Origin of the sequence: Klebsiella sp. RHBSTW-00215 (assembly GCF_014103785.1) — a bacterium.
Classification (GTDB): domain Bacteria; phylum Pseudomonadota; class Gammaproteobacteria; order Enterobacterales; family Enterobacteriaceae; genus Klebsiella.
Genome location: NZ_JABXQS010000001.1, coordinates 1,345,339 through 1,367,161, shown reverse-complemented (window position 1 = coordinate 1,367,161; position 21,823 = coordinate 1,345,339). Strand labels below are relative to the sequence as shown.

Here is a 21,823-nt window from a genome sequence, read left to right as displayed (position 1 = left end):
ATCTTTGAGTGTTTGTTATTTATTTGTGATGTTAATCACAAAATATTTTGATCTGGATTTCTCCTGGTGTGATCTCCGGCAGGTTATGCCGCATTCAGCGCGAGAGCGTGTAACTGAGTAACTCGATCCGCGAAAGAACATTTTAGCCGTCAATGGCGAAAATGAAATCGGTGAATTATGCTCAATCTGTCGGCCGTTTTTTATCTGCCACAAAACATATCCTATACCCAAAATAATTCGAGTTGCTTAAAGGCGGCAAGGGAGTGAGTCCCCAGGAGCATAGATAACTATGTGACTGGGGTGAGCGAGCGTAGCCAACACATAAGCAACTTGAAGTATGACGGGTATAAATAATTAGCGTAAATCCGAGGAAAGTATGTTTCTCAATTATTTTGCGCTCGGCGTTCTGATCTTCGTTTTTCTGGTGATTTTTTATGGAATCATCATTCTCCATGACATCCCTTATTTAATTGCGAAGAAACGCAACCACCCGCACTCGGATGCGATTCACGTTGCGGGCTGGGTGAGTCTGTTTACTTTGCACGTCATTTGGCCGTTCTTATGGATCTGGGCCACGCTTTATCAACCGGAGCGCGGTTGGGGGATGCAGCACCGGCGGGATGGCGTGCCGCCTGAAGCGACAGAAGAAGAGGGTGAAATTAGCGAACTTCGCCAGCGCGTCAGCGCACTCGAACAGCGAATAACCGGTCTTCAACCGTCAGCCCAACCCCCTTCGGTGGAGAAATAACTCATGGATCTGCTGATTATTTTAACCTACGTGGCGATTGCCTGGTCTATATTTAAAATATTCAAGATCCCGGTAAATAAATGGACGGTTCCCACTGCGGCGCTGGGCGGGGTATTTATTGTTAGCGCGCTTATTTTATTAATGAACTACAACCATCCTTACACCTTTACCGCGCAAAAAGCGGTTATTTCTATTCCGATTACCCCGCAGGTGACCGGGGTGGTTAGCAGCGTCACGGATAAAGCAAATCAACGGGTTAAAAAGGGTGAAGTTCTGTTTACCATCGACCCGGTACGCTATCAGGCGCGGGTCGACAGGCTCCAGGCAGACCTTGTCACCGCACTTCACGGCATCAACACGCTCAAAGCCCAGCTTTCTGAGGCCCAGGCAAACACCACGCGCGTCTCGGCGGAGCGCGATCGGCTCTATAAAGACTATCAGCGTTATCTGAAGGGCAGCCAGGCGCGGGTAAACCCGTTTTCGGAAAGTGATATCGATAACGCCCGGCAAAACTACCTGGCCCAGGATGCGATGGTGAAAGGATCGGTCGCGGAGCAGGCGCAAATCCAGAGTCAGCTCGACAGCATGGTTAACGGCGAGCAGTCGCAGGTGGTGAGCCTGCGCGCGCAGCTGGCGGAGGCGAAATATAACCTCGACCAGACCACCGTGCGTGCGCCTAGCGACGGCTATATCACCCAGGTTTTGATTCGCCCTGGAACCTATGCGGCCTCGCTGCCGCTGCGCCCAGTGATGGTGTTTATCCCACAGCAAAAACGGCTGATTGTGGCGCAGTTCCGGCAAAATTCGTTGCTCCGACTTGAGGCGGGCGACGATGCTGAAGCGGTGTTCAACGCGCTGCCGGGCCAGGTCTTTCACGGCAAGCTGGTGAGTATTCTGCCGGTGGTACCGGGGGGAACGTATCAGGCACAGGGCACGCTGCAAGCGTTGACGGTCACGCCGGGCACCGATGGCGTGCTGGCAACCATCGAACTCGATCCCAATGCCGCCGTGGACGCGCTACCTGACGGCATTTACGCCCAGGTGGCGGTTTATTCCGACCACTTCACCCACGTTTCGGTGATGCGCAAAGTGCTACTGCGCATGACCAGCTGGATGCACTATCTCTATCTGGACCATTAAACTGAGGCTGATGACAATATTGTACCCGCATTTCTGCCGGATGGCGGCTAGCGCCTTATCCGGCCTACAGGTGACCGTGCCTGTCCAGGGCTTGATGACATTTGCGGATCCCGTAGGCCCGGTAAGGCGCTAGCCGCCTCCGGGAAATGCGCCGGGGCTCGCTGAATTTCCTTTTGCTTCGCGGTTTTTTACCGCAGCCTGCACCATACTTACCTTTTTGTTGGCGAAAGGAGCAGGCAATGAAACTGATCGGCAGCTATACCAGTCCCTTTGTGCGCAAAATTTCCGTCATTCTGCTGGAAAAAGATATTCCCTTCGAGTTCGTCAACGAATTCCCTTACAACGACGTCAATGGCGTAGCGCAGTATAACCCGTTGGGGAAAGTGCCCGCGCTGGTCACCGACGATGGTGAATGCTGGTACGATTCGCAGATTATCGCGCAATACCTGGAGCAGCTCGGCGTCGCACCGAATATGCTGCCAGCGGAGCCACAAGCCGCGTTAAAAATGCGTCAACTTGAGGCGCTGGCTGATGGCGTTATGGAAGCCGCACTGGCTCTGGTGCGAGAGAAAACGCGCCCGGCAGCGCAGCAGTCTGAAAGCGAACTGCTACGCCAGCGGGAAAAGGTCGCGCGCGGCCTGGATGCGCTGGAAGGCTATGCGAGTGACGGGACTTTACGCCCGGATGAAGTCAACCTGGCGACCATTTCGGCGGCCTGCGCTATCGCTTACCTTAACTTTCGCCGCGTCGCGCCGGGCTGGTGCGCCACCCGCCCTAAGCTGGTCAGACTGGTGGATTCGCTCTTTCAGCGCGCCAGCTTTGCGCGCACCGAACCGCCGAGGAGTTGACCCAGGCAGGTAACAGTTTCTGCCCGGAGGCGTTACAATCACCGCTTATTTGTTGACTCCCTCTCCCGTCGGGAGGGGGGAAAATAACTTACCGCCAGGCCCATTCATGACTACCGAGATTCGTGCGCTTTACACCCGGCTTCCGGCCATCGATCGCCTACTTCGCGAACCCGCATTTTCCACGCTGCTGACGCAATATGGTCATTCCCAGACGGTGACGCTGCTGCGCCAGATGCTGGAAGAAGCAAGAGAGCACATCCGCCAGAGCCAGGCGCTACCTGGCTGGAGCGATGACTGGTTGCAGGAAACCACGCGGCGATTAACGCAGACGCAGCAGAGCGCGCTGCGCCCGGTTTTTAATCTGACGGGTACCGTATTACACACCAATCTGGGCCGCGCCATTCAAGCTGAGGCGGCGGTTGAGGCGGTTGCTCAGGCGATGCGTGCGCCGGTCACGCTGGAATACGATCTCGACGATGCCGGACGCGGTCACCGTGACCGGGCGCTGGCTGAGCTGCTTTGCCGGATAACCGGCGCGGAAGATGCCTGTATCGTCAACAACAACGCGGCTGCGGTGTTGCTGATGCTGGCGGCGACCGCTAACGGCTGCGAGGTGGTGGTATCGCGCGGCGAGCTGGTGGAAATCGGTGGTGCGTTCCGCATTCCCGACGTGATGCGCCAGGCGGGCTGTATCCTGCATGAAGTGGGGACCACCAACCGCACCCACGCCAAAGATTATCGTCAGGCGGTCAATGAAAATACCGGCCTGTTAATGAAGGTGCACACCAGCAACTACAGCATCGAGGGCTTCACTAAAGCCGTCGATGAAACCGAGCTGGCCGAGATAGGTCGCGAGCTGAATATCCCGGTGGTGGTTGACCTTGGCAGCGGATCGCTGGTCGATTTAAGTCACTATGGCCTGCCGAAAGAGCCGATGCCACAAGAGCTGATCGCCGCAGGCGTCAGCCTGGTGAGCTTCTCCGGCGATAAACTGCTGGGTGGCCCGCAGGCGGGGATTATCGTTGGTAAAAAGGCGCTGATTGCGCAATTGCAAAGCCATCCGCTGAAACGTGCTCTGCGGGCGGATAAAATGACCCTCGCGGCGCTGGAAGCCACGCTGCGCCTCTATCTGCACCCGGAAAAACTGGCCGCCGAGCTGCCGACCTTGTGCCTGCTGACCCGCCCGGCGGATGAGATTCGCCAGCAGGGCGAGCGCGTACTGTCCATGCTGGCGGCGCATTATGCTGATTTTGACCTGCGGGTTGAGCCGTGCCTGTCGCAAATAGGTAGCGGGTCGCTGCCAGTGGATCGTTTACCCAGCGCGGCGCTAACCTTTACCCCGCTCGATGGTCGCGGCAGCCAACTGGAGGCTCTGGCGGCCCGCTGGCGTCTGTTGCCCGTGCCGGTGATCGGTAGGGTTTATGATGGCCGCCTGTGGCTGGACCTGCGCTGTCTTGAGGATGAAACCCGGTTTATGGAGATGTTATTGAGATGATTATTGCCACCGCCGGACACGTTGACCACGGCAAAACCACGCTGCTACAGGCGATTACCGGCATCAACGCCGACCGCCTGCCGGAAGAGAAAGCGCGCGGGATGACTATCGATCTGGGCTACGCCTATTGGCCGCAACCTGACGGTCGGGTGCTGGGATTTATTGACGTTCCCGGCCACGAAAAGTTTTTGTCCAACATGCTGGCCGGCGTTGGCGGCATCGATCACGCGCTGCTGGTGGTGGCCTGCGACGATGGCGTGATGGCACAGACGCGCGAGCATTTGGCAATCCTCCAGCTTACGGGAAAGCCGACGCTAACCGTTGCGCTAACCAAAGCGGATCGCGTTGAGGCGGCGCGGGTAGAGGAAGTGCGGGCGGAAATCGGTGCAGTGCTGGCGGAATTTGGCTTTACCGATGCCACCTTGTTTGCCACTGCGGCCACGGAAAACCGGGGCATTGCCGAGCTGCGTGAGCATTTACTTCAGCTCAGTGCGCGGGCGCATCCGCAGCATCAGCGTTTTCGTCTGGCTCTCGACCGCGCGTTCACCGTCAAAGGCGCGGGGCTGGTGGTCACCGGGACGGCGCTATCCGGGGAAGTGAACGTTGGCGATACGCTGTGGCTAACCGGGGTGGATAAGCCGATGCGCGTGCGCGGCCTGCACGCGCAGAATCAGCCGGTCGAACAAGCGTGGGCCGGTCAACGCATCGCTCTGAATATCGCTGGCGATGCGCAAAAAGAGGCGCTGAATCGCGGCGACTGGCTGCTCTCTGTGCAGCCGCCGGAAGCCTCTGAACGAGTGATTGTCGAACTTCAGTGCCATACGCCGCTTAGCCAGTGGCAGCCGCTGCATATCCATCATGCCGCCAGCCATATTACCGGCCGCGTGTCGCTGCTGGAGGGCGATTTGGCTGAACTAGTGCTGGATACGCCGCTGCGTCTGGCGGATAACGACCGTCTGGTGCTGCGCGATATTTCCGCTCGCCTGACTCTGGCCGGTGCGCGAGTGGTGGCGCTGAATCCACCGCGCCGGGGCAAGCGTAAGCCGGAATATTTACAGTGGCTGCATGCGTTAGCAGCCGCGCAGGCCGATGACGTTCAGGCGCTGGATATTCATCTTCAGCGCGATGCGGTTCGCCTTGATGATTTTGCCTGGGCGCGTCAGCTCAGCTACGAGGGCCTGAACGCGCTGATTAGCCGTCCTGACTATCTCCAGGCGGGGAACAGTCTGCTTAGCGCTCCGCTGGCGGCACGCTGGCAGCGGAAGCTGCTCGACGCCCTGGCGCGTTATCACGATCAGCATCGCGATGAGCCGGGTCCGGGCCGCGAACGTCTGCGGCGTATTGCGCTGCCGATGGAAGATGAAGCGCTGGTGCTGCTGCTGATTGAACAGATGCGCGAAAACGGTATCGTTCACAGCCATCACGGCTGGCTGCATCTGCCGGAGCATAAAGCGGGCTTTACCGACGAGCAGCAGGCCATCTGGCAGCGGGTCGCCGGGCTGTTTGCCGATGAGCCATGGTGGGTGCGCGATCTGGCGCGGGAAGCCAACGTCGAGGAGTCACTGATGCGCGCAGTATTACGCCAGGCGGCGCAGCAGGGGATGATTACTGCGATCGTTAAAGATCGCTACTACCGCAACGATCGGATTGTCGAATTCGCCAAAATGATCCGCGAACTGGATCTGGCAAAGGGTTCCACCTGTGCGGCAGATTTCCGCGATACGCTGAACGTCGGGCGCAAGCTGGCAATTCAGATCCTGGAATATTTCGACCGCATCGGCTTTACCCGCCGTCGCGGCAACGATCATATTCTGCGCGATAAAGCTTTGTTTCTTTAAGCATCTTCAGGTGAATCCCGGAGGCGGCGCGTTGCGCCTGTCCGGGCTACCAAACCAGCAGGCTGCTCGATCCCGTAGCCCGGTCAGCGCAGCGCCACCGGGAAGCATGATGCAGAGGATTTCAACAGGGAGGCCGATCCCGGAGGCGGTGCTTGACGCGCCTGTCCGGGCTACGCGATCGCAGACGGCGGTGAACCTGTAGCCCGGTCAGCGCAGCGCCATCGGAAAATAGCGCTAACGCTGGCTCATCCGGCGAGCGATGCGCTCAAGCTTAATCATCAGCAGTAGCGTCACCCCCACCAGCACAATAGTCAGCGCTGAGCCGTCGGCGATATTGCCGCGGTCGGTCAGGCTGAAAATGGTGACCGGGAGCGTCGTCCATCCCGGCGGGTAGATCATCACCGTCGCGCCCAGCTCCCCCATCGATAGCGATAGGCTCAGCGCCAGCGCGGAGATCATCCACGGCGTCATCAGCGGCAGCGTCACGTGGCGCAGGCGATACCATGGCGATGCGCCGAGGCTGGAGGCGACGTTTTCGATATCGGCGGAAATCCGCGTCAGGCCGGTGGAAACGTTGCTGAAGGTAAAGGCGGAAATCAGCACGAAGTGCGCCGCCAGCACAATCCAGAAGGTGCCGTTCATCTGTAGCGGCCCTTGGCTGAAGGCCACCAGAATACCTAAACCCACGGATACCGATGGAATGGCGCTCGGCAAATAGAACATCAGCCCGAGGTATTTTTGCAGCTTCGCGCTGTACTGGCGCAGGGCCAGCGCCGCCCACATGCCACACAGCAGAGCGAACAGGCTGGCGCAGAAACCGACCATCAGGCTGGAAAAGAGCGAATCCCACGCCGCGCCGCGAAACGCGTTAACGAAGTGCCCGAGGGTAAAGCCGGACGGCAGCAGGCCGTTCCACTGCTGGCTCAGGCTGGACATTAAAATCACCGCCAGCGGCAGAAAAAAGAACCCGGCAAACAGCGTTACCGCCAACGCGCCCGCTGCCGAACGACCTTTACGCGACCAAATCAACATCGTTAGCTCCTTGCGCCGGTACGCGCGGCGGCCAGCCGGTAGAGCATAAACAGCCCCAGCGACAGCAGAATATTTATTAGCGCAATCATGCAGGCCACGCCGTAATCCGATTCGAGAATGGCTTTGCTGTAGACCATCATCGGCAGGGTATTGACCCCTTTCGCGCCGATAAACAACACAATGCCGAATTCATTGGTGGTCAGCAGCAGGCACAGGCTGCCGCCCGCCATCAGCGCCGGGAGCGCCGCCGGGAATATCACCTGGCCGATAACCCGCAGCGGATGGGCGCCAAGAATGCTCGCCGCTTCGAGCTGGCTTTTATCAATCTGCCGCAGTCCGGCCATCAGCGGGCGCATCACCAGCGGAGTGAAAACGGTGATTTCCGCCAGAATCACCCCCTGAATCGAATAGAGAAAATCGACCGGCGGCAGTTCGAAAGCAAACAGCGACATCAGCGTACCGTTCAGCAAGCCCGCCGAGCCGTAGATAAAGGTGAATGCGAGAGTGATGAGGAAAGTCGGCAGGGCAATAAAGGTATCAATGACCCGGCCGATCAACTGGCTGCCGGGAAACGGAATAAATACCAGAATCAGCGCCAGCACGCTGCCGAGCAGCAGGCAGCCCAGCGTGGCAAAGACCGCGATTTGCAGCGTATTGAGCAATGCGTTAATAAAACGGCGGGATTCCACCACCTGCCAGAAAGTCCCGAGGCTCAGGTGACCGCTGGCATCGCGCAGCGCCTGCTCAGCAATCAGCAGCAGCGGATAGAAAAATAGCGTCGCCAGCACCAGCAGTGGTAGCAGCAGCCACAGAAAGGGCCGCAGATTCAGGGCCGGGCGCGAGAGGGTTAAGGTTTGCGACATCATTACACCTCAATCAGGACCGCATCGTTGGGTTCAAAATAGAGCGCCAGCTTGTCGCCCGCATGCGGCAGCGGGTTCACATGAGTCATCACAATGCGCACGGTTTCTCCCGCCACATCGCACAGCAGATGGGTCAGATCGCCCTGCCAGTGCACCGACGTCAGGGTGGCGTTAAGCCGGTTACTGGTGGCTGTTCGCGGTGCGAGGCTCATATGCTGCGGACGTATGCACAACAGCTTGTTGTTGCCGTGCTGGCCGCCGTGGCTGAAAGCGTTAATCAATCCGCCGCCGCAGCTAACGCTGACCAGCCCTGGCCCCACGGTATCTTTCAGCGCCGTCGCCCGTAGGATATTGGCGCGCCCGAGAAACTCAGCGGCAAAACGATTGGGTGGATAGTGGTAAAGCTGATGGGTTTCGCCGTGAGCAATTAGCGAACCGTCTTTCATGATGCCAATCTTGTCCGCCAGGGTCAGGGCTTCGGTCTGATCGTGGGTGACGTAGAGAATCGTCAGCTCCGGCAGTTCGCGGTGCAGGCGGGCGATTTCCTCCACCATGTTATGGCGGATTTGCGCATCCAGCGCGGAAAGCGGTTCATCGAGCAACAGTACTCGTGGGCGCACGGCGATAGCGCGGGCAATGGCGACGCGCTGCTGCTGGCCGCCTGAGAGCTGATGCGGATAGCGGCTGGCGTAATCCGCCATACCGACGATTTTCAGCGCTTCTTTGACCCGCTCGGCGATCAGGGCTTTCGGCTGTTTCTGCGCCCGCAGGCCAAAAGCAACGTTATCTTCCACCTTCATATGCGGGAAAAGGGCGTAGTTTTGCACCACCATCCCGAGGCCGCGTTTATACGGCGGCAGATGAGTGACGTCGGTGTCGCCAATCAAAATTCGACCACCCGCAGGCTGCACAAATCCGGCTATCGCCCGCAGCACCGTGGTTTTCCCGGAGCCGGAGGGGCCAATCAGCGCCAGCACTTCACCCGGTTCAATGGTTAATGACAGCGGCTTTAGCACCACGTTGCCGTGATAAGAAACGCGCAGCGAGTCGAGAGTAATCCCGGTGGTTCCCGCCAATAATGGGGTGTGAGGGGCAGTCGTTTTCATCAACATCACGCTTACTCGCTGTCCGTCACTTGATGCCAGCGGGCAATATCCGCCGACAGTGAAACCGCAACATCGTCCCAGTTCGGTTCCCAGCTTTTCACGCCGCTAATCGCCGCTTTTGCTGCTTTGAAGTTGGCATCTTCCGGCGCGACATCGCTACGCACCGGCAGCCCCCAAGAGAGCGCGCTGACGCTGGTCTGAGCCGGTTTATCGAGCAGGAAGTTAATCAACTTTTTGCCGTTTTCGCTGTTCGGACCGTTCTGTACCAGGCCGACGGTGTAGGGCAGCGCCAGCGCGCTGCGTTCGCCTTTGGCATCCGCCGGCCAGAAGATTAGTACGTTCGGGTTACGCGCCATCTGCGACAGGTTCATTTGCAGGTCGCCGTTAGCGATATACAGCTCGCCTTTATTGACCAGCGCGGTCAGCTTGCCGGTCGAAGCCGACGGGCCAACGTTGTTCGCCTGAAGTTTGCCGAGATAGTCGAAACCCGCGTCTTTGCTACCGAGGCTGTGGAACGCCTGCAGCATCACGGCAGTGCCGTCGCCCGCCTGGCCCGGCGTGGAGTATTGAAGCTTGTTTTTGAAGCGGTTATCGAGCAGATCTTGCCAGCTGGCCGGGGCGGCTTTCAGCAGCTTGCTGTTGTAGATAAAGGTCAGGTAGTTGTTGACCAGCGGCGAGTAGCGGTCGTGGACGCCGGGGATTTGTTCGCTGCTCAGCGGCTTAAATTCGGCTAACAGCTGCTCTTTGGCAGCGCGCTGAATGAACGGCGGGACCGTCACCAGCACGTCAGCCTGCGGGTTGGTGCGCTCTTTCGCCAGACGCTCGACAATCGCCCCGGAGCCGCCTTCCACATACTGTACTTTAATGCCCGTCGCTTTGGTGAAGGCATCGAACTGATTTTTGTACCAGCTGTTGTCGCCATCGTGCAGGCCGTCAGCGGAATAGACGGTAACCACGCCATCGGCCCAAACCGGGGCGCTGGCGAGGGCGATAGCGGATAGCAGAGCGAGTCGGGAGAGTTTCATCGTGTCAGCCTTTTCGGGTGAGTGAATTAAATGGTCTATACCAGATTGGCTTTCACGCTACCGGGGGTTTATGACAAAACGATGAATGAAGTGTGTCGAAAGAGTTAAAAACAGCAGGCGTTGCTTTCCCCGGAGGCGGCGCTGACGCACCTGTTCGGGCTACCAAACCAGCAGACTGCTCGATCCTGTAGCCCGGGTAAGGCGTTAGCCGCGACCCGGGGAAAACCGACGAGCGGAGCCAATAAAATCAATGAGTATCGACTTCAATACGCAAGCTATCGTGACGCCAGTATTCGATGTCGTAATCGAGAATTCGACCGTGCTGATCGTAGTTGAGGCGGCGCAGCAGCAGTGCCGGACGCCCTTCCATCACTCCCAGTGCTTCGGCGGCCTGCGGCGGCATCGAGGTCGGCCAGAACGACAAATGCATACTGGTATATATCAGATCATAATGAGTCTGATAAATCTCGGTCAGACTGCCGTTAAGGTCATGGCGTAGCAGCTCCGGAACCCTGGCGGGCAGACAGTGGTTTTCGCAGTAGCAAATTGCCCGGCCGTCGGCGTGGCGCAGGCGGGTAAGCAGGTAAACCTGGTCGAACGGCTGCAATGCCAGCGGGACCATGACATCCAGCGGTACCGCAGTTAAACGCCCATCCAGCAGCACCGTTTTCGGCTCCCGCCCCTGCTCCAGGCACAGCTTATGGAAGTTGGTATTCTGCGTCGGATCCAGCCACAGACGCTCCGGCGTCACGAACCAGCCACGGCGATCGGCGCGGTAGATAACGCCGCTGGCCTCCAGCTGCGCAAGGCTCTCGCGCACCGTGATGCGCGTGGTATTGAACAGTGCACACAGCTCGCGTTCGGACGGCAGTTTGTCGCCGCTCTTCAGCGCGCCGTTTTGAATACGCGCCTGAAGCTGCGCCTTGATCAGCAGGTATTGCGGGGTCTCGCCAGAGGGTGATTTCATGTTCGCTCGCGACCAAATTTGATGCGGCCATTATACATAATCAGATGAATTTTTTGTTGCAGCGCCACTTTTCCTTTGACCTTTGCAGGCGACGATCGTCATCATAAAAAACATCTGGTATAGACCAATGGTGATAAAAATGACTGCTCGCAATTACCTGCTGCTGACCCCCGGCCCGCTGACCACTTCCCGTACGGTGAAAGAGGCGATGCTGTTCGATAGCTGTACCTGGGACGACGACTACAATCTCGGCGTGGTTCAGTTCATCCGCCAGCAGCTGGTTGAGCTGGCGACGCCAGCCGACGGCTACACCTCGGTGCTGCTACAAGGCAGCGGCAGCTACGCGGTCGAAGCGGTGCTCGGCAGCGCTATCGGCCCTCAGGACAAGGTGCTGATTATCAGCAACGGGGCCTACGGCGCACGAATGATCGAGATGGCGGAGCTGATGGGCATCGCGTATCACCCCTACGACTGTGGCGAAGTCTCTCGCCCGGACGTGGTGGCGATCGAGCAGATCCTGCAAACTGACCCGGCGATCGCTCATATCGCCATGGTACACAGCGAAACCACCACCGGGATGCTTAACCCCATCGAAGAAGTCGCGGTCCTCGCCCAGCGTTACGGCAAACGCTTTATCGTCGATGCGATGAGCAGCTTCGGCGGTATCCCGATGGATGTTGCCAAACTGAATATCGATTATCTGATCAGCTCCGCCAACAAATGTATCCAGGGGGTGCCGGGATTTGCGTTCGTCATCGCCCGGGAAGCTGAACTGGCAACCTGCAAAGGCCGTTCGCGCTCGCTGTCGCTGGACCTCTACGCCCAGTGGCGCTGCATGGAGGATAATCACGGCAAGTGGCGTTTTACCTCGCCGACTCATACCGTGCTGGCCTTCGCCCAGGCGCTGAAGGAACTGGCGGAAGAAGGCGGCGTGAGCGCGCGCCACCAGCGTTACAGCACGAATCAGCGGCGTCTGGTGGCGGGAATGCGCGAGTTAGGTTTCCAGCCGCTGCTCGATGACAGCCTGCATTCGCCGATTATTACCGCTTTTTACTCCCCGAGAGCCCCGCAGTATCGCTTTAAAGATTTCTATCAGCGGCTCAAAGAGCAGGGATTCGTTATCTATCCGGGCAAAGTATCGCAGAGCGACTGCTTCCGCATCGGCAACATCGGTGAAGTGTACAACGCCGACATTACCGCCCTGCTGGCGGCCATCAAAAACGCTATGTACTGGCAACATTAAGGAACCGCCATGAACCGTATTAACGCCGTGATTCTTGACTGGGCAGGCACTACCGTCGACTTTGGCTCCTTCGCTCCGACGCAGATTTTCGTTGAAGCCTTCCGCCAGGCCTTTGATGTGGAAATTACCCTTGGAGAAGCGCGAGTGCCAATGGGCCTCGGCAAATGGCAGCACATTGAAGCGTTGGGGAAACTGCCTTCTGTGGATACTCGTTGGCAGGCGAAGTTTGGTCGCGCGATGACCGCCGCCGATATCGATGCAATTTACGCCGCCTTTATGCCGCTGCAAATCGCCAAAGTCGTCGATTTTTCCGCGCCGATCGCCGGGGTTATCGACACGATTGCCGCGCTTCGGGCTGATGGCGTGAAGATTGGTTCCTGCTCCGGCTACCCGCGTCCGGTGATGGAAAAACTGGTTCCCGCAGCCGCCGCGCAGGGCTATGCGCCAGACTATTGGGTGGCGACTGATGACCTCGCCGCCGGAGGGCGTCCCGGTCCGTGGATGGCGTTACAGAACGTGATTGCTTTAGGGATCGATGCGGTTGCCCACTGCGTCAAGGTCGATGATTCCGCGCCGGGAATTACCGAGGGATTAAACGCCGGGATGTGGAGCGTGGGCCTGGCGGTTTCCGGCAACGAGTTCGGTGCCACCTGGGAGGAGTATCAGCAGATAACTGCCGAAGAGATCGCCACTCGCCGCGAGCATGCCGTCGGGAAGCTGTACGCTGCCGGAGCGCACTATGTGGTGGATACGCTGGCGGATTTGCCTGGCGTGATTGCCGCCATCAACGCCCGTCTGGCAAACGGCGAACGTCCGTAGACTTCACCATCTTTCCCCGGGCGGCATAAACGCGTCGCCCGGCGATATCTTGTCACCCTTGCGATAACTCCCCGCTGTTTTCATACCGAAATCCGGCTCTTTTTAGCAAATATGACCATCCTGTAATGCCGATCACACTTTACTGCTGGCAACGGATTTGTTCAGGAAAGACAGCCGGATCATTAAGCTTTTTTCTCCACGCCCGGAATATATTAACGCTATTCCAGTCACCAGCATTGGCGAATAACGAAACCACGGAGAAAGCTAAATATGGCAGGTCTTTATTATGGTGTGGCCTATTACGATGAGTACATTCGTGAGGAGCGCCTGGAAAAAGATATCGAGATGATGGTTGCCGCTGGCATTAACGTTGTCAGAATTGCGGAATCCACCTGGAGCACGCTGGAGCCTGAAGAGAATAGGTTTAATTTCTACCATATCGATCGTGTGCTCGACGCCATGCACCGTGCGGGCATCTCCGTTATTATCGGCACGCCAACCTACGCCATCCCAGGCTGGCTGGCGCGCAAGCATCCGGATGCGCTGGTCACCACGCCAGGCGGTCATGAAAAATATGGCCGTCGGCAGATTATGGATATCGTTAACCCGCATTTTCTTCAGCATGCCGAAAAGGTTATTCGCGCTCTGCTTAATCATGTTCGCCATCATCCGGCTATTATTGGCTATCAGGTTGATAATGAAACAAAGCATTATGACAATACCGGCGAATATATAGAGACGGCGTTTAAAGCATCATTGAAAAAACAGTTCCCGGATATCCGCCGGATGAACGATGCCTTTGGGCTTGAGTACTGGAGCAATCGCATTGATTGCTGGGAAGATTTTCCTCCGGTCGCCAGCACCATCAACGCCAGCCTCGGCTGCGCTTTTGCCCGCTTTCGTCGGGAGAAGGTCGCTGAGTATCTGGCCTGGCAGGCCGATATCGTGCGGGAATACGCGCGGCCAGAGCAGTTTGTTACGCAAAACTTCGATTTTGAATGGCGCGGTTATTCGTTTGGGCTTCAGCCGCAGGTCGATCATTTCTCTGCCGCGCAGGCAATGAGCGTTGTCAGCGTTGACGTTTATCACCCAGGTCAGGATCATCTTAGCGGACGGGAAATAGCCTTCAGCGGCGATGTGGCGAGAAACCTGAAAAATGGGCGTAACTATTATGTTATGGAGACGCAGGCCCAAGGATTTGCTAAATGGACGCCGTGGCCCGGTCAATTGCGTCTGCAAGCTTTTAGCCATATCGCCAGCGGCGCCAGCATGGTTTCTTACTGGCACTGGCATTCCATCCACAACTCCTATGAAACCTACTGGAAAGGGCTTATCAGCCATGATTTCGCCCCGGGCCCTACTTACCAGGAGGCGATGACTATCGGTCAGGAGATGGCTCAGTTGTCCGGCGTTCTTAACGAACTGCGCGTGGAAAACGATGTTGCGATTCTGGTCAGCAATGATGCGATGGAAGCCATGAACTGGTTTAAACCCGATACGCCGCAGCCCGGGCTGAACAACCACGGTCATTACGTTTACAACGATATCCTGCGACGGTTCTGGGATGCGCTTTATGACAATAATGTCGCGGTGGATATCATCAACGCCCTTGACCCGCAGAACAGTCAATACAAGGTCGTGGTTATCCCGGCGCTCTACTGTGCAACCGATGAACAGCTTGAGCGTATCAACCAGTTTGTTGAAAACGGCGGCAAAGTGCTGATTGGCTTTAAGTCCGGATTTTGTGATGAGAATGTCAGAGTGCGCGCTGAAATCCAGCCTGCAATACTGAATAAATGCTGCGGCGTCAGCTACAGCCAGTTCGTCATTCCGGAAAACGTGGGGCTTCGGGCCGAAGCAGAGACGTTGATTTGCGCCCCTGATGAACGCCCGGAAATGTGGATGGAGCTGCTGACGCCGAACGCTGAAAAGACCGCCGTTCTGCTGCGTTATGACCACCCGGTCTGGGGAAAATATGCCGCCGCCACGCTGTCGAATTACGGCAAAGGGCAAGCGCTCTATGTTGGCTGTTTGCCCTCCAGCAAGGTGATATTTGACCTGTTTAGCGCGCTCTCATCAGATACGCCGCTGGCCTCCTCTACGCCAGAGTATCGGTGGCCGCTGGTTGTTCGCCGCGCCGTAAACAGCCAGGGCGAGGCGGTGCAATTTGTTTTCAATTATTGCGCTACGCCTGCAACAATCAGTACTGAGGCCGAAGTGACGGAACCACTGAGCGGGAAACGGTATCATCAGGGAGAACGCGTTGAGATTGATGCCTGGGGCATGCGGTTGTTTGTGAAATCACGGTAATTTTCGCGAGGTGGTGTATGTGTTTTACCTTTGATGCGTATCTGGTGGCTGGATTCACACCGGTTATCCGCAGCGGTCCTCTCGATACCCCGATAGACCGTCCGGACGGAATGGAAGGGTATATTATTAATATTACCGTGAGGGGAAAAGCGTGGGTAAAAACCAAAGAAGGCACATACATTACCTGCGAAAAAAATGACTTACTCATTTTTCCACCCGGTGTGCCGCATCATTATGGGCGAGATGAAAGCAGCGATTGCTGGGATCACTTTTGGATTTACTTTATTCCCCGTCCTTATTGGCATAATTGGCTCACCTGGCAAGGTAGCGAGGGTGAACCAGGCAAACTTACGTTAAAAAGTGAGCACGATGGTGAATTAATGAAGACGCTGTTCAGCGAGGCGATTACCTTCTTTTCTGAAGGCGACGCGCTGTCAGAGGCGATATCGATGAACGTCCTTGAACGTATCATCCTGAATTGTTATCGACTACAGGAAGATACACAAAAGAAAACGCGCGATGCCAGGGTGGAAGAGGTCTGTCTCTATCTGAACCGGCATATCACCGAGGATTTGAGCATCGCCGACCTCGCCGCGCAGGTCTGCTTGTCGCCGTCTCGTCTGTCTCATTTGTTCCGCGAAGAAACCGGGCAGACCATTAATGAATGGAAAGAAGAACAGCGGATATATCGCGCTAAAAATATGCTGCAAAATACCGTGCTGTCTATCTCTGATATTGCACAATTAAGCGGATATAACGATGCCTTTTATTTCTCAAGAATTTTTCGTCGCCACTGTGGGGTCTCCCCTCGGCGATACAGAAATAATTATATCAAGCTTATTCCGGATAAAAGCAGCAACTCCAGTGGCACTTGAATTTTAATATACCCTAAATAATTCGAGTTGCAGGACAAGGCACTTGTGCCTTGAACAGCGCTTGCGCTGGCCCCGAAGGGGCGAGGCCATAGGCCGAGTAACGCGGCAAGGGAGTGAATCCCGATGAGCTTACTCTGGTAAGTGATTCGGGTGAACGAGCGCAGTCAACACACCTGCAACTTGAAGTATGACGGGTATAAACACTACCTTTAAAATAAAAGGTTTACTCTAATGAACACGAATAGCACCGATAAAACCATTAATTTGGGTGGGTGGTCTGCGTCAGTCAGTAATGAAAAACAGCCGAAACCTCCTGTACTTTTAGGTCTTGCCGTCGGAATCGGCGCGCTGCTGTGGCTGGCTCCGTTTATGGGACTCAATTCCGTTCTGAACCCGGCCAAGCTCAGTCGAATTATCGGCGGGGGTTCAGAGGTTAATAATTTTCTTGCTCTGCTTGGCACTCTTGGCGCGGTCACCTCAACGATTACCACCATTATTATCGGCGCGCTGTCTGACCTTACGCGCTCCCGCTGGGGCCGCCGGACGCCGTGGATTTTATCCGGTTCGGTCCTGACCGCCCTGGTGATGGTGGGTCTGGGAATGATTGAAACCAAAGAGCAACTGTGGATTTTTATCCTTCTCTGGTGCTTATTACAGACCTTTATAAACTTTGTCGTTGCACCGCTGATTGCCGTCATTGCTGACCGCATCGCGCCAAAACACCGGGGGTTAATTTCCTCTATTTATGCGGCGGGTTTTATCATCGGTCAGTACGGCGGCCCGGTGGTTGGCGGGTTCTTTCTTAGCGATAGCCATCCAGAGCTGGTCAATACCGGTTATTACGTTCTGGCGGTGGCGATGCTGCTCTCCGGCCCGATTGCGGCAGTCATCATCAAAGAGCCATCCAGCCTCGGCATGCCGCGGCAAAAAATCGACCGCAGCAACTTTGCCCAGTACTTTATTTTTCCGGTACGCAATGCGCGCGACTTTTACCTGGCGCTGTTTGGCAAGATGCTGATTGCCATCACCATTACCGCTTTTAGCGTTTATCAGCTCTTTTTCCTGACCAGCGGAATGGGGCTCAATAGCGCCGATGCCGGGAAGTATATTTCCCTGGCGGGGGTCGCCACGATGATAACCGCGCTGATCTTTGCGCCTATTTCCGGCCCGATTTCCGACAAACTACGCACTCGCAAAAAACCGGTGTTTCTCGCCGCCGTGTTGATTGCCGCCGGGACGGTGATCCCGTTTATTTACGGGCAGCCCGCCGCGATGATCTGGTACGGAGTTATTGCGGGTATTGGTTCGGGGATTTTCTTTTCGGTCGATCAGGCACTGAATCTGGAGGTGCTGCCTAATCCCGAAAACTCGGCAAAAGACCTCGGCATCCTGAATTTTGCCAATACTGGCGCGCAAATTCTTGGGCCCGTATTAGGCGCGATTCTGTTTAGCGTGGTGGGTAACCAGTACCTGCCCATCCTGCCTATTCTGGCCGTTATCGCGCTGGCAGGTGGGGGACTGATTATGATGATAAAACAGGTAGATTGAACGTTATCCCCCGGCGAGCACTGCGCCGTCGGGGGCGAATATTTATGATGAAATCCGCACTTTCGTCGCCACCAGCAGGCCGGTGAGCAGCATCAAAGTACCGGAAATCACCAGCGGCGACAGCAGGCCGAGATGGTCCAGCGCCACGCCGCCGACCGCCGCGCCGCAGGTATTGGCTAACTGGATCACCGCCACCTGAATCGACCCGGCTTTCTCTGCCTGATCGGAAAGGGAGCGGGTGATCCACGTTGACCAGCCTACCGGCACCAGCGCGAAGGCAAAGCCCCAGATAACCGCCACCGTTGAGGCGATGATTTTACTCTCGCCCCATAGCACCAGCATCGCAGCGCTGATAGCCAGCACCACTGGCGCAACCGCCAGCGCCGTTTTTACCGAGCGCTTGAGCAGCATGGAAGAGAGCGAGGTGCCAACAAAGCTGGCGATACCGAAGCTCAGCAGCACCAGCGTCAGGCCGTCAACGTCAAAGCCCGCGAGGGTCATATATACCGGGCGAATATAGGTAAAGAAGGCGAACTGACCGGCGAAGGCCATAAAGATGGCGCACATCCCGGCCATCACACCGGGACGCTTCAGCAGGCCGAGCATATTTTGCTGCTGCGACGACGACTCGCCCGGCAGCGAAGGTAGCGCCTTCAGCACCCAAATCGTACAGACCACGCCCATGACCGCCGCGGCGTTAAAAACGTTACGCCAGCCGATAATCCCGCCAAGGAAGCTGCCCAACGGCGCGGCGATCACTAATGCTATCGACACTGCACCAAAAATTACCGATAGCGCTTTGGGCACCACGCGCATCGGCACCAGCCGCATGGTCAACGACGCCGACATCGCCCAAAAGCCGCCCAGCGCCAGGCCAAGGCAGGCGCGTCCCACCAGCAGTAACGCAAAGCTGTTGGCAAAGGAGACCAGCAGACAGGAGACAGTCAGCAAGACTGAAAACAGAATCACTACATAGCGGCGGTCAGTGCTGCGAATAATCGAAGTGATAAACAGGCTGGCAAACATCGCCACGAACGCGGTGGTGGTGACCGATTGCCCGGCGACGCCTTCAGAAATACCCAAATCCTGCGCCATCGGCGTGAGCAGGCTCACCGGCAGGAACTCAACGGTAATCAGGCAGGCAACGCAGAAAGCCACCGCGAAGACCGCCGACCAGTTTGGCCGCGCTGTCGGGCTAGTGTGTGGCGTGGATGCATTCGAAGGAGTCATAAGTTACCTGCAGGGTTGAATACGGAGAAGCCGCGCAGTGTAACATTTTAAATGTGACGAATTTAACGTTTTGACAACTTTCTCGCCAGCATAGGGGCGTTCGGACGATTTACTGGATTAAAGATGGAATGCGATTCTTTTACCTGTTGGCAGCTTAACATCAATACTTAGCTCACCGCCAAGCGCTGCCACGTAACGCTTCAGCGTCGACAGGCGCGGGTCGTTATCGGCCTGTTCCATTTTTGCGATGGTAGGCTGTTTAACACCCATTGCCTTAGCCAGTTCTGCCTGAGACATGTTCAGTTCCTCCCTTAACATACTTAAAGCGATAGCCTGACGCATCTCCTCGACTTTTTCAGCAATACGCGCCTGACTTTCCGGGCTCTGTTTGGCCATTAATTCTTTAAGGGTCGCCATTTTTTGTCCTTACTTATTAAGGTGCTTACGGTACTCAGAATCTGCAAGCTTGATCATATCTTTATAGAATCTCTTTTCATTTAACCCTGTTTTACCCCCGGCGCATAACACGATGCCACGACGAGAAAGGGCAACATCATAGCCAATAAGCTATAAATAAATTATAGCCTATTAGCTATTAAAGCAAACTTATGTTTAATAATTACGCTTCTGCGATTTTACGCGCCGCCGTCGCCAGACCGCAAATCCACTCCTGATGGCCGTTTATCATCGGATTGGGTACGGTTCGCGCCAGCTCCTGCGCCGGTACGCCCTTCTGTGACTCCTGGGTCAAAATACGCACCCGGTTACCGGGTAAATCCTCAAACAGCCAGGCGTGGATCACGTCGAGGCGCGTAGTCTCATCGCCTTCCGCCCAGCCGTGCCAGGCCACGCGCGCTGCTTGTCCGGCGACCGGTGGAACGTACTCGGTGACCTGTGCTTCAATCGGGAAGCCGAAAGTGGAGAAACGAAAGCGGGCGTTGGCGCTCAGCTTCGGGCCGCTGCCGTCGTGAAAACGGATATCGGCGACGTTGCTGTAGTAGCCCGGCCACAGGGTAGTATCGTCAAGCTGTGCCCAGATTTGTGCCGCCGTCAGGCCGCTAACGATGATTTCGTTGGAAGCGAAGTTATCGGTGGTACCCGGCAGGTAATCTTGCGGCCAGATGATGGCGCTTTGTTGCGATGGCTGTTGCATGGTGGACCTCGTCAGTGTGTGTTTTAACGAGGTCAACTATGCGCCGGAGAGTGATATAAATCGAATCACCATCTTTTATAAACATCATTACAGATAGTGATATCAGTGCAGCCAATGGACGCCATCTTCCGGTAAAAACAGCGTGTTATAACGCTCTTGCAGAGCGTGTAGCTCGCTGATTTCCGGCTCCAGCTCGCGAAGGAAACCTTGCGCGAGGCGGATTTGCGCTTCGGTAATCGGTGCCGCAAGGCGGGCCTTTTGCATCAACCGATACCAGTAGTGCAGGTTCTGCTCGCTGCCATCAACGATCCCCACCTGCCAGATAAGCAGCACCTGAGCGGCATTTTGCAAATGCGCTTCATTAGGCCGTTCAAGGTAGCGCAGATACTCGTGACCGGCGGTTTTTCCCAGCTGATCGATCATCGACTCCAGCGGCACCGGCGTAATCCCTAATCGTTCGCTCAGACGGCGAATTGCACGGCGTGAATCAGAGGTAAGCACCCGAAATCCCACAACAAATACCACTATCAGCGTGGCCAGTCCTAACCAGATCATGCATCCTCTCACTTAATCGCAGCCCCACTATCATAATGGGAATTTGCCTGCTGTCGACTGTCGGACGTACCATAATGTGACTTATCGCGGCTGCGGATAGCTATCATGAAATCTGATATCAGAAACCTCGATCTTAACCTGCTGAAAACGCTGGATGCGCTGCTCGATGAACGCAGCGTCACCCGGGCGGCGGCGCGGCTTTCGCTCACCCAACCGGCGGTGAGCGGCATGCTGACCCGGCTGCGCGAAGCCTTTAACGACCCGCTGTTTATTCGCGCCCCGCACGGGATGGTGCCGACCCTGCGCGCTCAGGCGCTGGCCTCGCCGGTCAAACAGCTGCTGACCGATGCCGAAGCCCTGCTGCAGCCCGCCGTTTTCGAACCGCTCAATGCCTATTTCACCTGGACTATCGCCGCCACCGACTATGCGCTGAAAGCGGTGATCGTGCCGTTTATCGCGGCTCTGAAGCCGCTGGCGCCGGGCATCCGCGTGCGCATTATTCCGGAATCGCCCGCCACGTTGTTCGCTCAGACCGAACGCGGTGAAGTGGATATCGCGCTGCTGACGCCGCATTCCACGCCGCCGGATCTGCACAGCCGGGCGCTGTATCAGGAAGAGTACGTGTGCCTGATGCGCGCGGATCACCCGCAGGCTGCCGCGCCGCTGACCCTGGATTTATTCTGCGAGCTGGAGCATGTGCTGGTCTCCTGGCAGGGCGATAGTTTTCGCGGCGTGACCGATGACGCGCTGGCGGCGCAGGGTCGTTCCCGGCGAGTTGGGCTGTCGGTGAGCAGTTTTCTGGTTCTGCCGGAGGTGCTGGCGGTCAGCGATATGATAGCCGTGGTGCCGCGTCGGCTGGCGAAGATGGCATCAGGGATGAAAATCTCGCCGCCGCCGTTGGCGATACCCGGTTTTACCAAAAGCATGGCCTGGCACGAACGCAGCCATCGCGACCCGGCGCAGCAGTGGCTGCGGGAGTTGTTGCACCAGACGGCCCAGCAGGAAGCATAAAAAAGCCCGGCGCAAAG

General features: G+C 56.6%; 20 protein-coding genes and 1 pseudogene. 11 read left to right on the top strand and 10 right to left on the bottom strand.

The window, feature by feature from the left end; all coding sequences use genetic code 11:
- Window positions 1-376 precede the first annotated feature (376 nt).
- The 5 genes from HV127_RS06570 (at window position 377) to selB (ending at window position 6,069) form a co-directional block, all read left to right on the top strand.
- Window positions 377-748, top strand: coding sequence for a DUF3302 domain-containing protein (locus HV127_RS06570; protein WP_182235376.1), 372 nt, complete (start codon window positions 377-379; stop codon window positions 746-748).
- Window positions 749-751: 3 nt separating this feature from the next.
- On the top strand, window positions 752-1,888 hold the full coding sequence (locus HV127_RS06565; RefSeq protein ID WP_182235375.1) for an HlyD family secretion protein: 1,137 nt from the start codon (window positions 752-754) through the stop codon (window positions 1,886-1,888).
- Window positions 1,889-2,127: 239 nt separating this feature from the next.
- The gene (locus HV127_RS06560; protein WP_182235374.1) at window positions 2,128-2,736 is read left to right on the top strand and encodes a glutathione S-transferase; all 609 of its coding nucleotides are present in this window, start codon (window positions 2,128-2,130) and stop codon (window positions 2,734-2,736) included.
- A gap of 106 nt (window positions 2,737-2,842) precedes the next feature.
- Window positions 2,843-4,231, top strand: coding sequence for an L-seryl-tRNA(Sec) selenium transferase (gene selA, locus HV127_RS06555; protein WP_182235373.1), 1,389 nt, complete (start codon window positions 2,843-2,845; stop codon window positions 4,229-4,231).
- Window positions 4,228-6,069 (top strand): selenocysteine-specific translation elongation factor, encoded by a 1,842-nt coding sequence (selB, locus tag HV127_RS06550; protein WP_182235372.1) that lies wholly within the window; start codon window positions 4,228-4,230, stop codon window positions 6,067-6,069. The genes selA and selB overlap by 4 nt, the downstream gene beginning before the upstream one ends.
- A gap of 234 nt (window positions 6,070-6,303) precedes the next feature.
- Here the strand turns inward: selB and phnV are convergent, their stop codons facing one another.
- The 5 genes from phnV to phnR all read right to left on the bottom strand — a co-directional run bounded on the left by phnV (window position 6,304) and on the right by phnR (window position 11,062).
- On the bottom strand, window positions 6,304-7,101 hold the full coding sequence (gene phnV / locus HV127_RS06545) for a 2-aminoethylphosphonate ABC transport system, membrane component PhnV (RefSeq protein WP_182235371.1): 798 nt from the start codon (window positions 7,099-7,101) through the stop codon (window positions 6,304-6,306).
- 2 nt (window positions 7,102-7,103) lie between these two features.
- The gene (gene phnU, locus HV127_RS06540; protein WP_182240578.1) at window positions 7,104-7,964 is read right to left on the bottom strand and encodes a 2-aminoethylphosphonate ABC transporter permease subunit; all 861 of its coding nucleotides are present in this window, start codon (window positions 7,962-7,964) and stop codon (window positions 7,104-7,106) included.
- Window positions 7,965-7,966: 2 nt separating this feature from the next.
- The gene (phnT, locus tag HV127_RS06535) at window positions 7,967-9,076 is read right to left on the bottom strand and encodes a 2-aminoethylphosphonate ABC transport system ATP-binding subunit PhnT (RefSeq protein WP_182235370.1); all 1,110 of its coding nucleotides are present in this window, start codon (window positions 9,074-9,076) and stop codon (window positions 7,967-7,969) included.
- Between the two features lie 5 nt (window positions 9,077-9,081).
- Complete coding sequence (gene phnS / locus HV127_RS06530; protein WP_182235369.1) at window positions 9,082-10,095, bottom strand: 2-aminoethylphosphonate ABC transporter substrate-binding protein; 1,014 nt, start codon at window positions 10,093-10,095, stop codon at window positions 9,082-9,084.
- A gap of 247 nt (window positions 10,096-10,342) precedes the next feature.
- Window positions 10,343-11,062: a phosphonate utilization transcriptional regulator PhnR gene (phnR, locus tag HV127_RS06525; RefSeq protein WP_182235368.1), complete on the bottom strand. Its 720-nt coding sequence runs from the start codon at window positions 11,060-11,062 to the stop codon at window positions 10,343-10,345.
- 139 nt (window positions 11,063-11,201) lie between these two features.
- On the opposite strand from phnR, the gene phnW reads away from it, so the two are divergent.
- The 5 genes from phnW (at window position 11,202) to HV127_RS06500 (ending at window position 17,857) form a co-directional block, all read left to right on the top strand.
- Complete coding sequence (gene phnW / locus HV127_RS06520) at window positions 11,202-12,305, top strand: 2-aminoethylphosphonate--pyruvate transaminase (protein WP_182235367.1); 1,104 nt, start codon at window positions 11,202-11,204, stop codon at window positions 12,303-12,305.
- A gap of 9 nt (window positions 12,306-12,314) precedes the next feature.
- Window positions 12,315-13,124, top strand: coding sequence for a phosphonoacetaldehyde hydrolase (gene phnX, locus HV127_RS06515; protein WP_182235366.1), 810 nt, complete (start codon window positions 12,315-12,317; stop codon window positions 13,122-13,124).
- Between the two features lie 270 nt (window positions 13,125-13,394).
- Window positions 13,395-15,434 (top strand): beta-galactosidase, encoded by a 2,040-nt coding sequence (locus HV127_RS06510; RefSeq protein ID WP_182235365.1) that lies wholly within the window; start codon window positions 13,395-13,397, stop codon window positions 15,432-15,434.
- A gap of 17 nt (window positions 15,435-15,451) precedes the next feature.
- A complete protein-coding gene (araC, locus tag HV127_RS06505) occupies window positions 15,452-16,309 on the top strand; it encodes an arabinose operon transcriptional regulator AraC (RefSeq protein ID WP_181484377.1) in 858 nt (285 codons plus the stop codon).
- 231 nt (window positions 16,310-16,540) lie between these two features.
- Window positions 16,541-17,857: an MFS transporter gene (locus tag HV127_RS06500; RefSeq protein ID WP_182235364.1), complete on the top strand. Its 1,317-nt coding sequence runs from the start codon at window positions 16,541-16,543 to the stop codon at window positions 17,855-17,857.
- Window positions 17,858-17,899: 42 nt separating this feature from the next.
- Here HV127_RS06500 and nepI read toward each other — a convergent pair whose 3' ends face one another.
- The 5 genes and pseudogenes from nepI to HV127_RS06480 all read right to left on the bottom strand — a co-directional run bounded on the left by nepI (window position 17,900) and on the right by HV127_RS06480 (window position 20,795).
- Entirely contained in the window at window positions 17,900-19,087 is a 1,188-nt protein-coding gene (gene nepI / locus HV127_RS06495; RefSeq protein WP_182235363.1) for a purine ribonucleoside efflux pump NepI, read from the bottom strand.
- Between the two features lie 117 nt (window positions 19,088-19,204).
- The gene (locus HV127_RS06490) at window positions 19,205-19,504 is read right to left on the bottom strand and encodes a helix-turn-helix transcriptional regulator (RefSeq protein WP_014227313.1); all 300 of its coding nucleotides are present in this window, start codon (window positions 19,502-19,504) and stop codon (window positions 19,205-19,207) included.
- A 9-nt stretch (window positions 19,505-19,513) separates the two neighbouring features.
- Window positions 19,514-19,630: pseudogene (locus HV127_RS31665) on the bottom strand (type II toxin-antitoxin system RelE/ParE family toxin); the annotation flags it as partial.
- 76 nt (window positions 19,631-19,706) lie between these two features.
- On the bottom strand, window positions 19,707-20,240 hold the full coding sequence (locus tag HV127_RS06485) for an SRPBCC domain-containing protein (RefSeq protein ID WP_182235362.1): 534 nt from the start codon (window positions 20,238-20,240) through the stop codon (window positions 19,707-19,709).
- 102 nt (window positions 20,241-20,342) lie between these two features.
- The gene (locus HV127_RS06480; protein WP_112216093.1) at window positions 20,343-20,795 is read right to left on the bottom strand and encodes a DUF1198 domain-containing protein; all 453 of its coding nucleotides are present in this window, start codon (window positions 20,793-20,795) and stop codon (window positions 20,343-20,345) included.
- Window positions 20,796-20,900: 105 nt separating this feature from the next.
- Between HV127_RS06480 and HV127_RS06475 the strand changes: the two genes are divergently transcribed.
- Window positions 20,901-21,806: a LysR family transcriptional regulator gene (locus HV127_RS06475; RefSeq protein WP_182235361.1), complete on the top strand. Its 906-nt coding sequence runs from the start codon at window positions 20,901-20,903 to the stop codon at window positions 21,804-21,806.
- The last annotated feature ends 17 nt before the right edge of the window (window positions 21,807-21,823 follow it).

What these genes read in the sequence shown, in the direction of transcription:
- HV127_RS06570 (WP_182235376.1), top strand. Translation starts at nt 377, where the DNA reads ATGTTTCTCAATTATTTTGCGCTCGGCGTTCTGATCTTCGTTTTTCTG.
- HV127_RS06565 (WP_182235375.1), top strand. Translation starts at nt 752, where the DNA reads ATGGATCTGCTGATTATTTTAACCTACGTGGCGATTGCCTGGTCTATA.
- HV127_RS06560 (WP_182235374.1), top strand. Translation starts at nt 2,128, where the DNA reads ATGAAACTGATCGGCAGCTATACCAGTCCCTTTGTGCGCAAAATTTCC.
- selA (WP_182235373.1), top strand. Translation starts at nt 2,843, where the DNA reads ATGACTACCGAGATTCGTGCGCTTTACACCCGGCTTCCGGCCATCGAT.
- selB (WP_182235372.1), top strand. Translation starts at nt 4,228, where the DNA reads ATGATTATTGCCACCGCCGGACACGTTGACCACGGCAAAACCACGCTG.
- phnV (WP_182235371.1), bottom strand. Translation starts at nt 7,101, where the DNA reads ATGTTGATTTGGTCGCGTAAAGGTCGTTCGGCAGCGGGCGCGTTGGCG.
- phnU (WP_182240578.1), bottom strand. Translation starts at nt 7,964, where the DNA reads ATGTCGCAAACCTTAACCCTCTCGCGCCCGGCCCTGAATCTGCGGCCC.
- phnT (WP_182235370.1), bottom strand. Translation starts at nt 9,076, where the DNA reads ATGTTGATGAAAACGACTGCCCCTCACACCCCATTATTGGCGGGAACC.
- phnS (WP_182235369.1), bottom strand. Translation starts at nt 10,095, where the DNA reads ATGAAACTCTCCCGACTCGCTCTGCTATCCGCTATCGCCCTCGCCAGC.
- phnR (WP_182235368.1), bottom strand. Translation starts at nt 11,062, where the DNA reads ATGAAATCACCCTCTGGCGAGACCCCGCAATACCTGCTGATCAAGGCG.
- phnW (WP_182235367.1), top strand. Translation starts at nt 11,202, where the DNA reads ATGACTGCTCGCAATTACCTGCTGCTGACCCCCGGCCCGCTGACCACT.
- phnX (WP_182235366.1), top strand. Translation starts at nt 12,315, where the DNA reads ATGAACCGTATTAACGCCGTGATTCTTGACTGGGCAGGCACTACCGTC.
- HV127_RS06510 (WP_182235365.1), top strand. Translation starts at nt 13,395, where the DNA reads ATGGCAGGTCTTTATTATGGTGTGGCCTATTACGATGAGTACATTCGT.
- araC (WP_181484377.1), top strand. Translation starts at nt 15,452, where the DNA reads ATGTGTTTTACCTTTGATGCGTATCTGGTGGCTGGATTCACACCGGTT.
- HV127_RS06500 (WP_182235364.1), top strand. Translation starts at nt 16,541, where the DNA reads ATGAACACGAATAGCACCGATAAAACCATTAATTTGGGTGGGTGGTCT.
- nepI (WP_182235363.1), bottom strand. Translation starts at nt 19,087, where the DNA reads ATGACTCCTTCGAATGCATCCACGCCACACACTAGCCCGACAGCGCGG.
- HV127_RS06490 (WP_014227313.1), bottom strand. Translation starts at nt 19,504, where the DNA reads ATGGCGACCCTTAAAGAATTAATGGCCAAACAGAGCCCGGAAAGTCAG.
- HV127_RS06485 (WP_182235362.1), bottom strand. Translation starts at nt 20,240, where the DNA reads ATGCAACAGCCATCGCAACAAAGCGCCATCATCTGGCCGCAAGATTAC.
- HV127_RS06480 (WP_112216093.1), bottom strand. Translation starts at nt 20,795, where the DNA reads ATGATCTGGTTAGGACTGGCCACGCTGATAGTGGTATTTGTTGTGGGA.
- HV127_RS06475 (WP_182235361.1), top strand. Translation starts at nt 20,901, where the DNA reads ATGAAATCTGATATCAGAAACCTCGATCTTAACCTGCTGAAAACGCTG.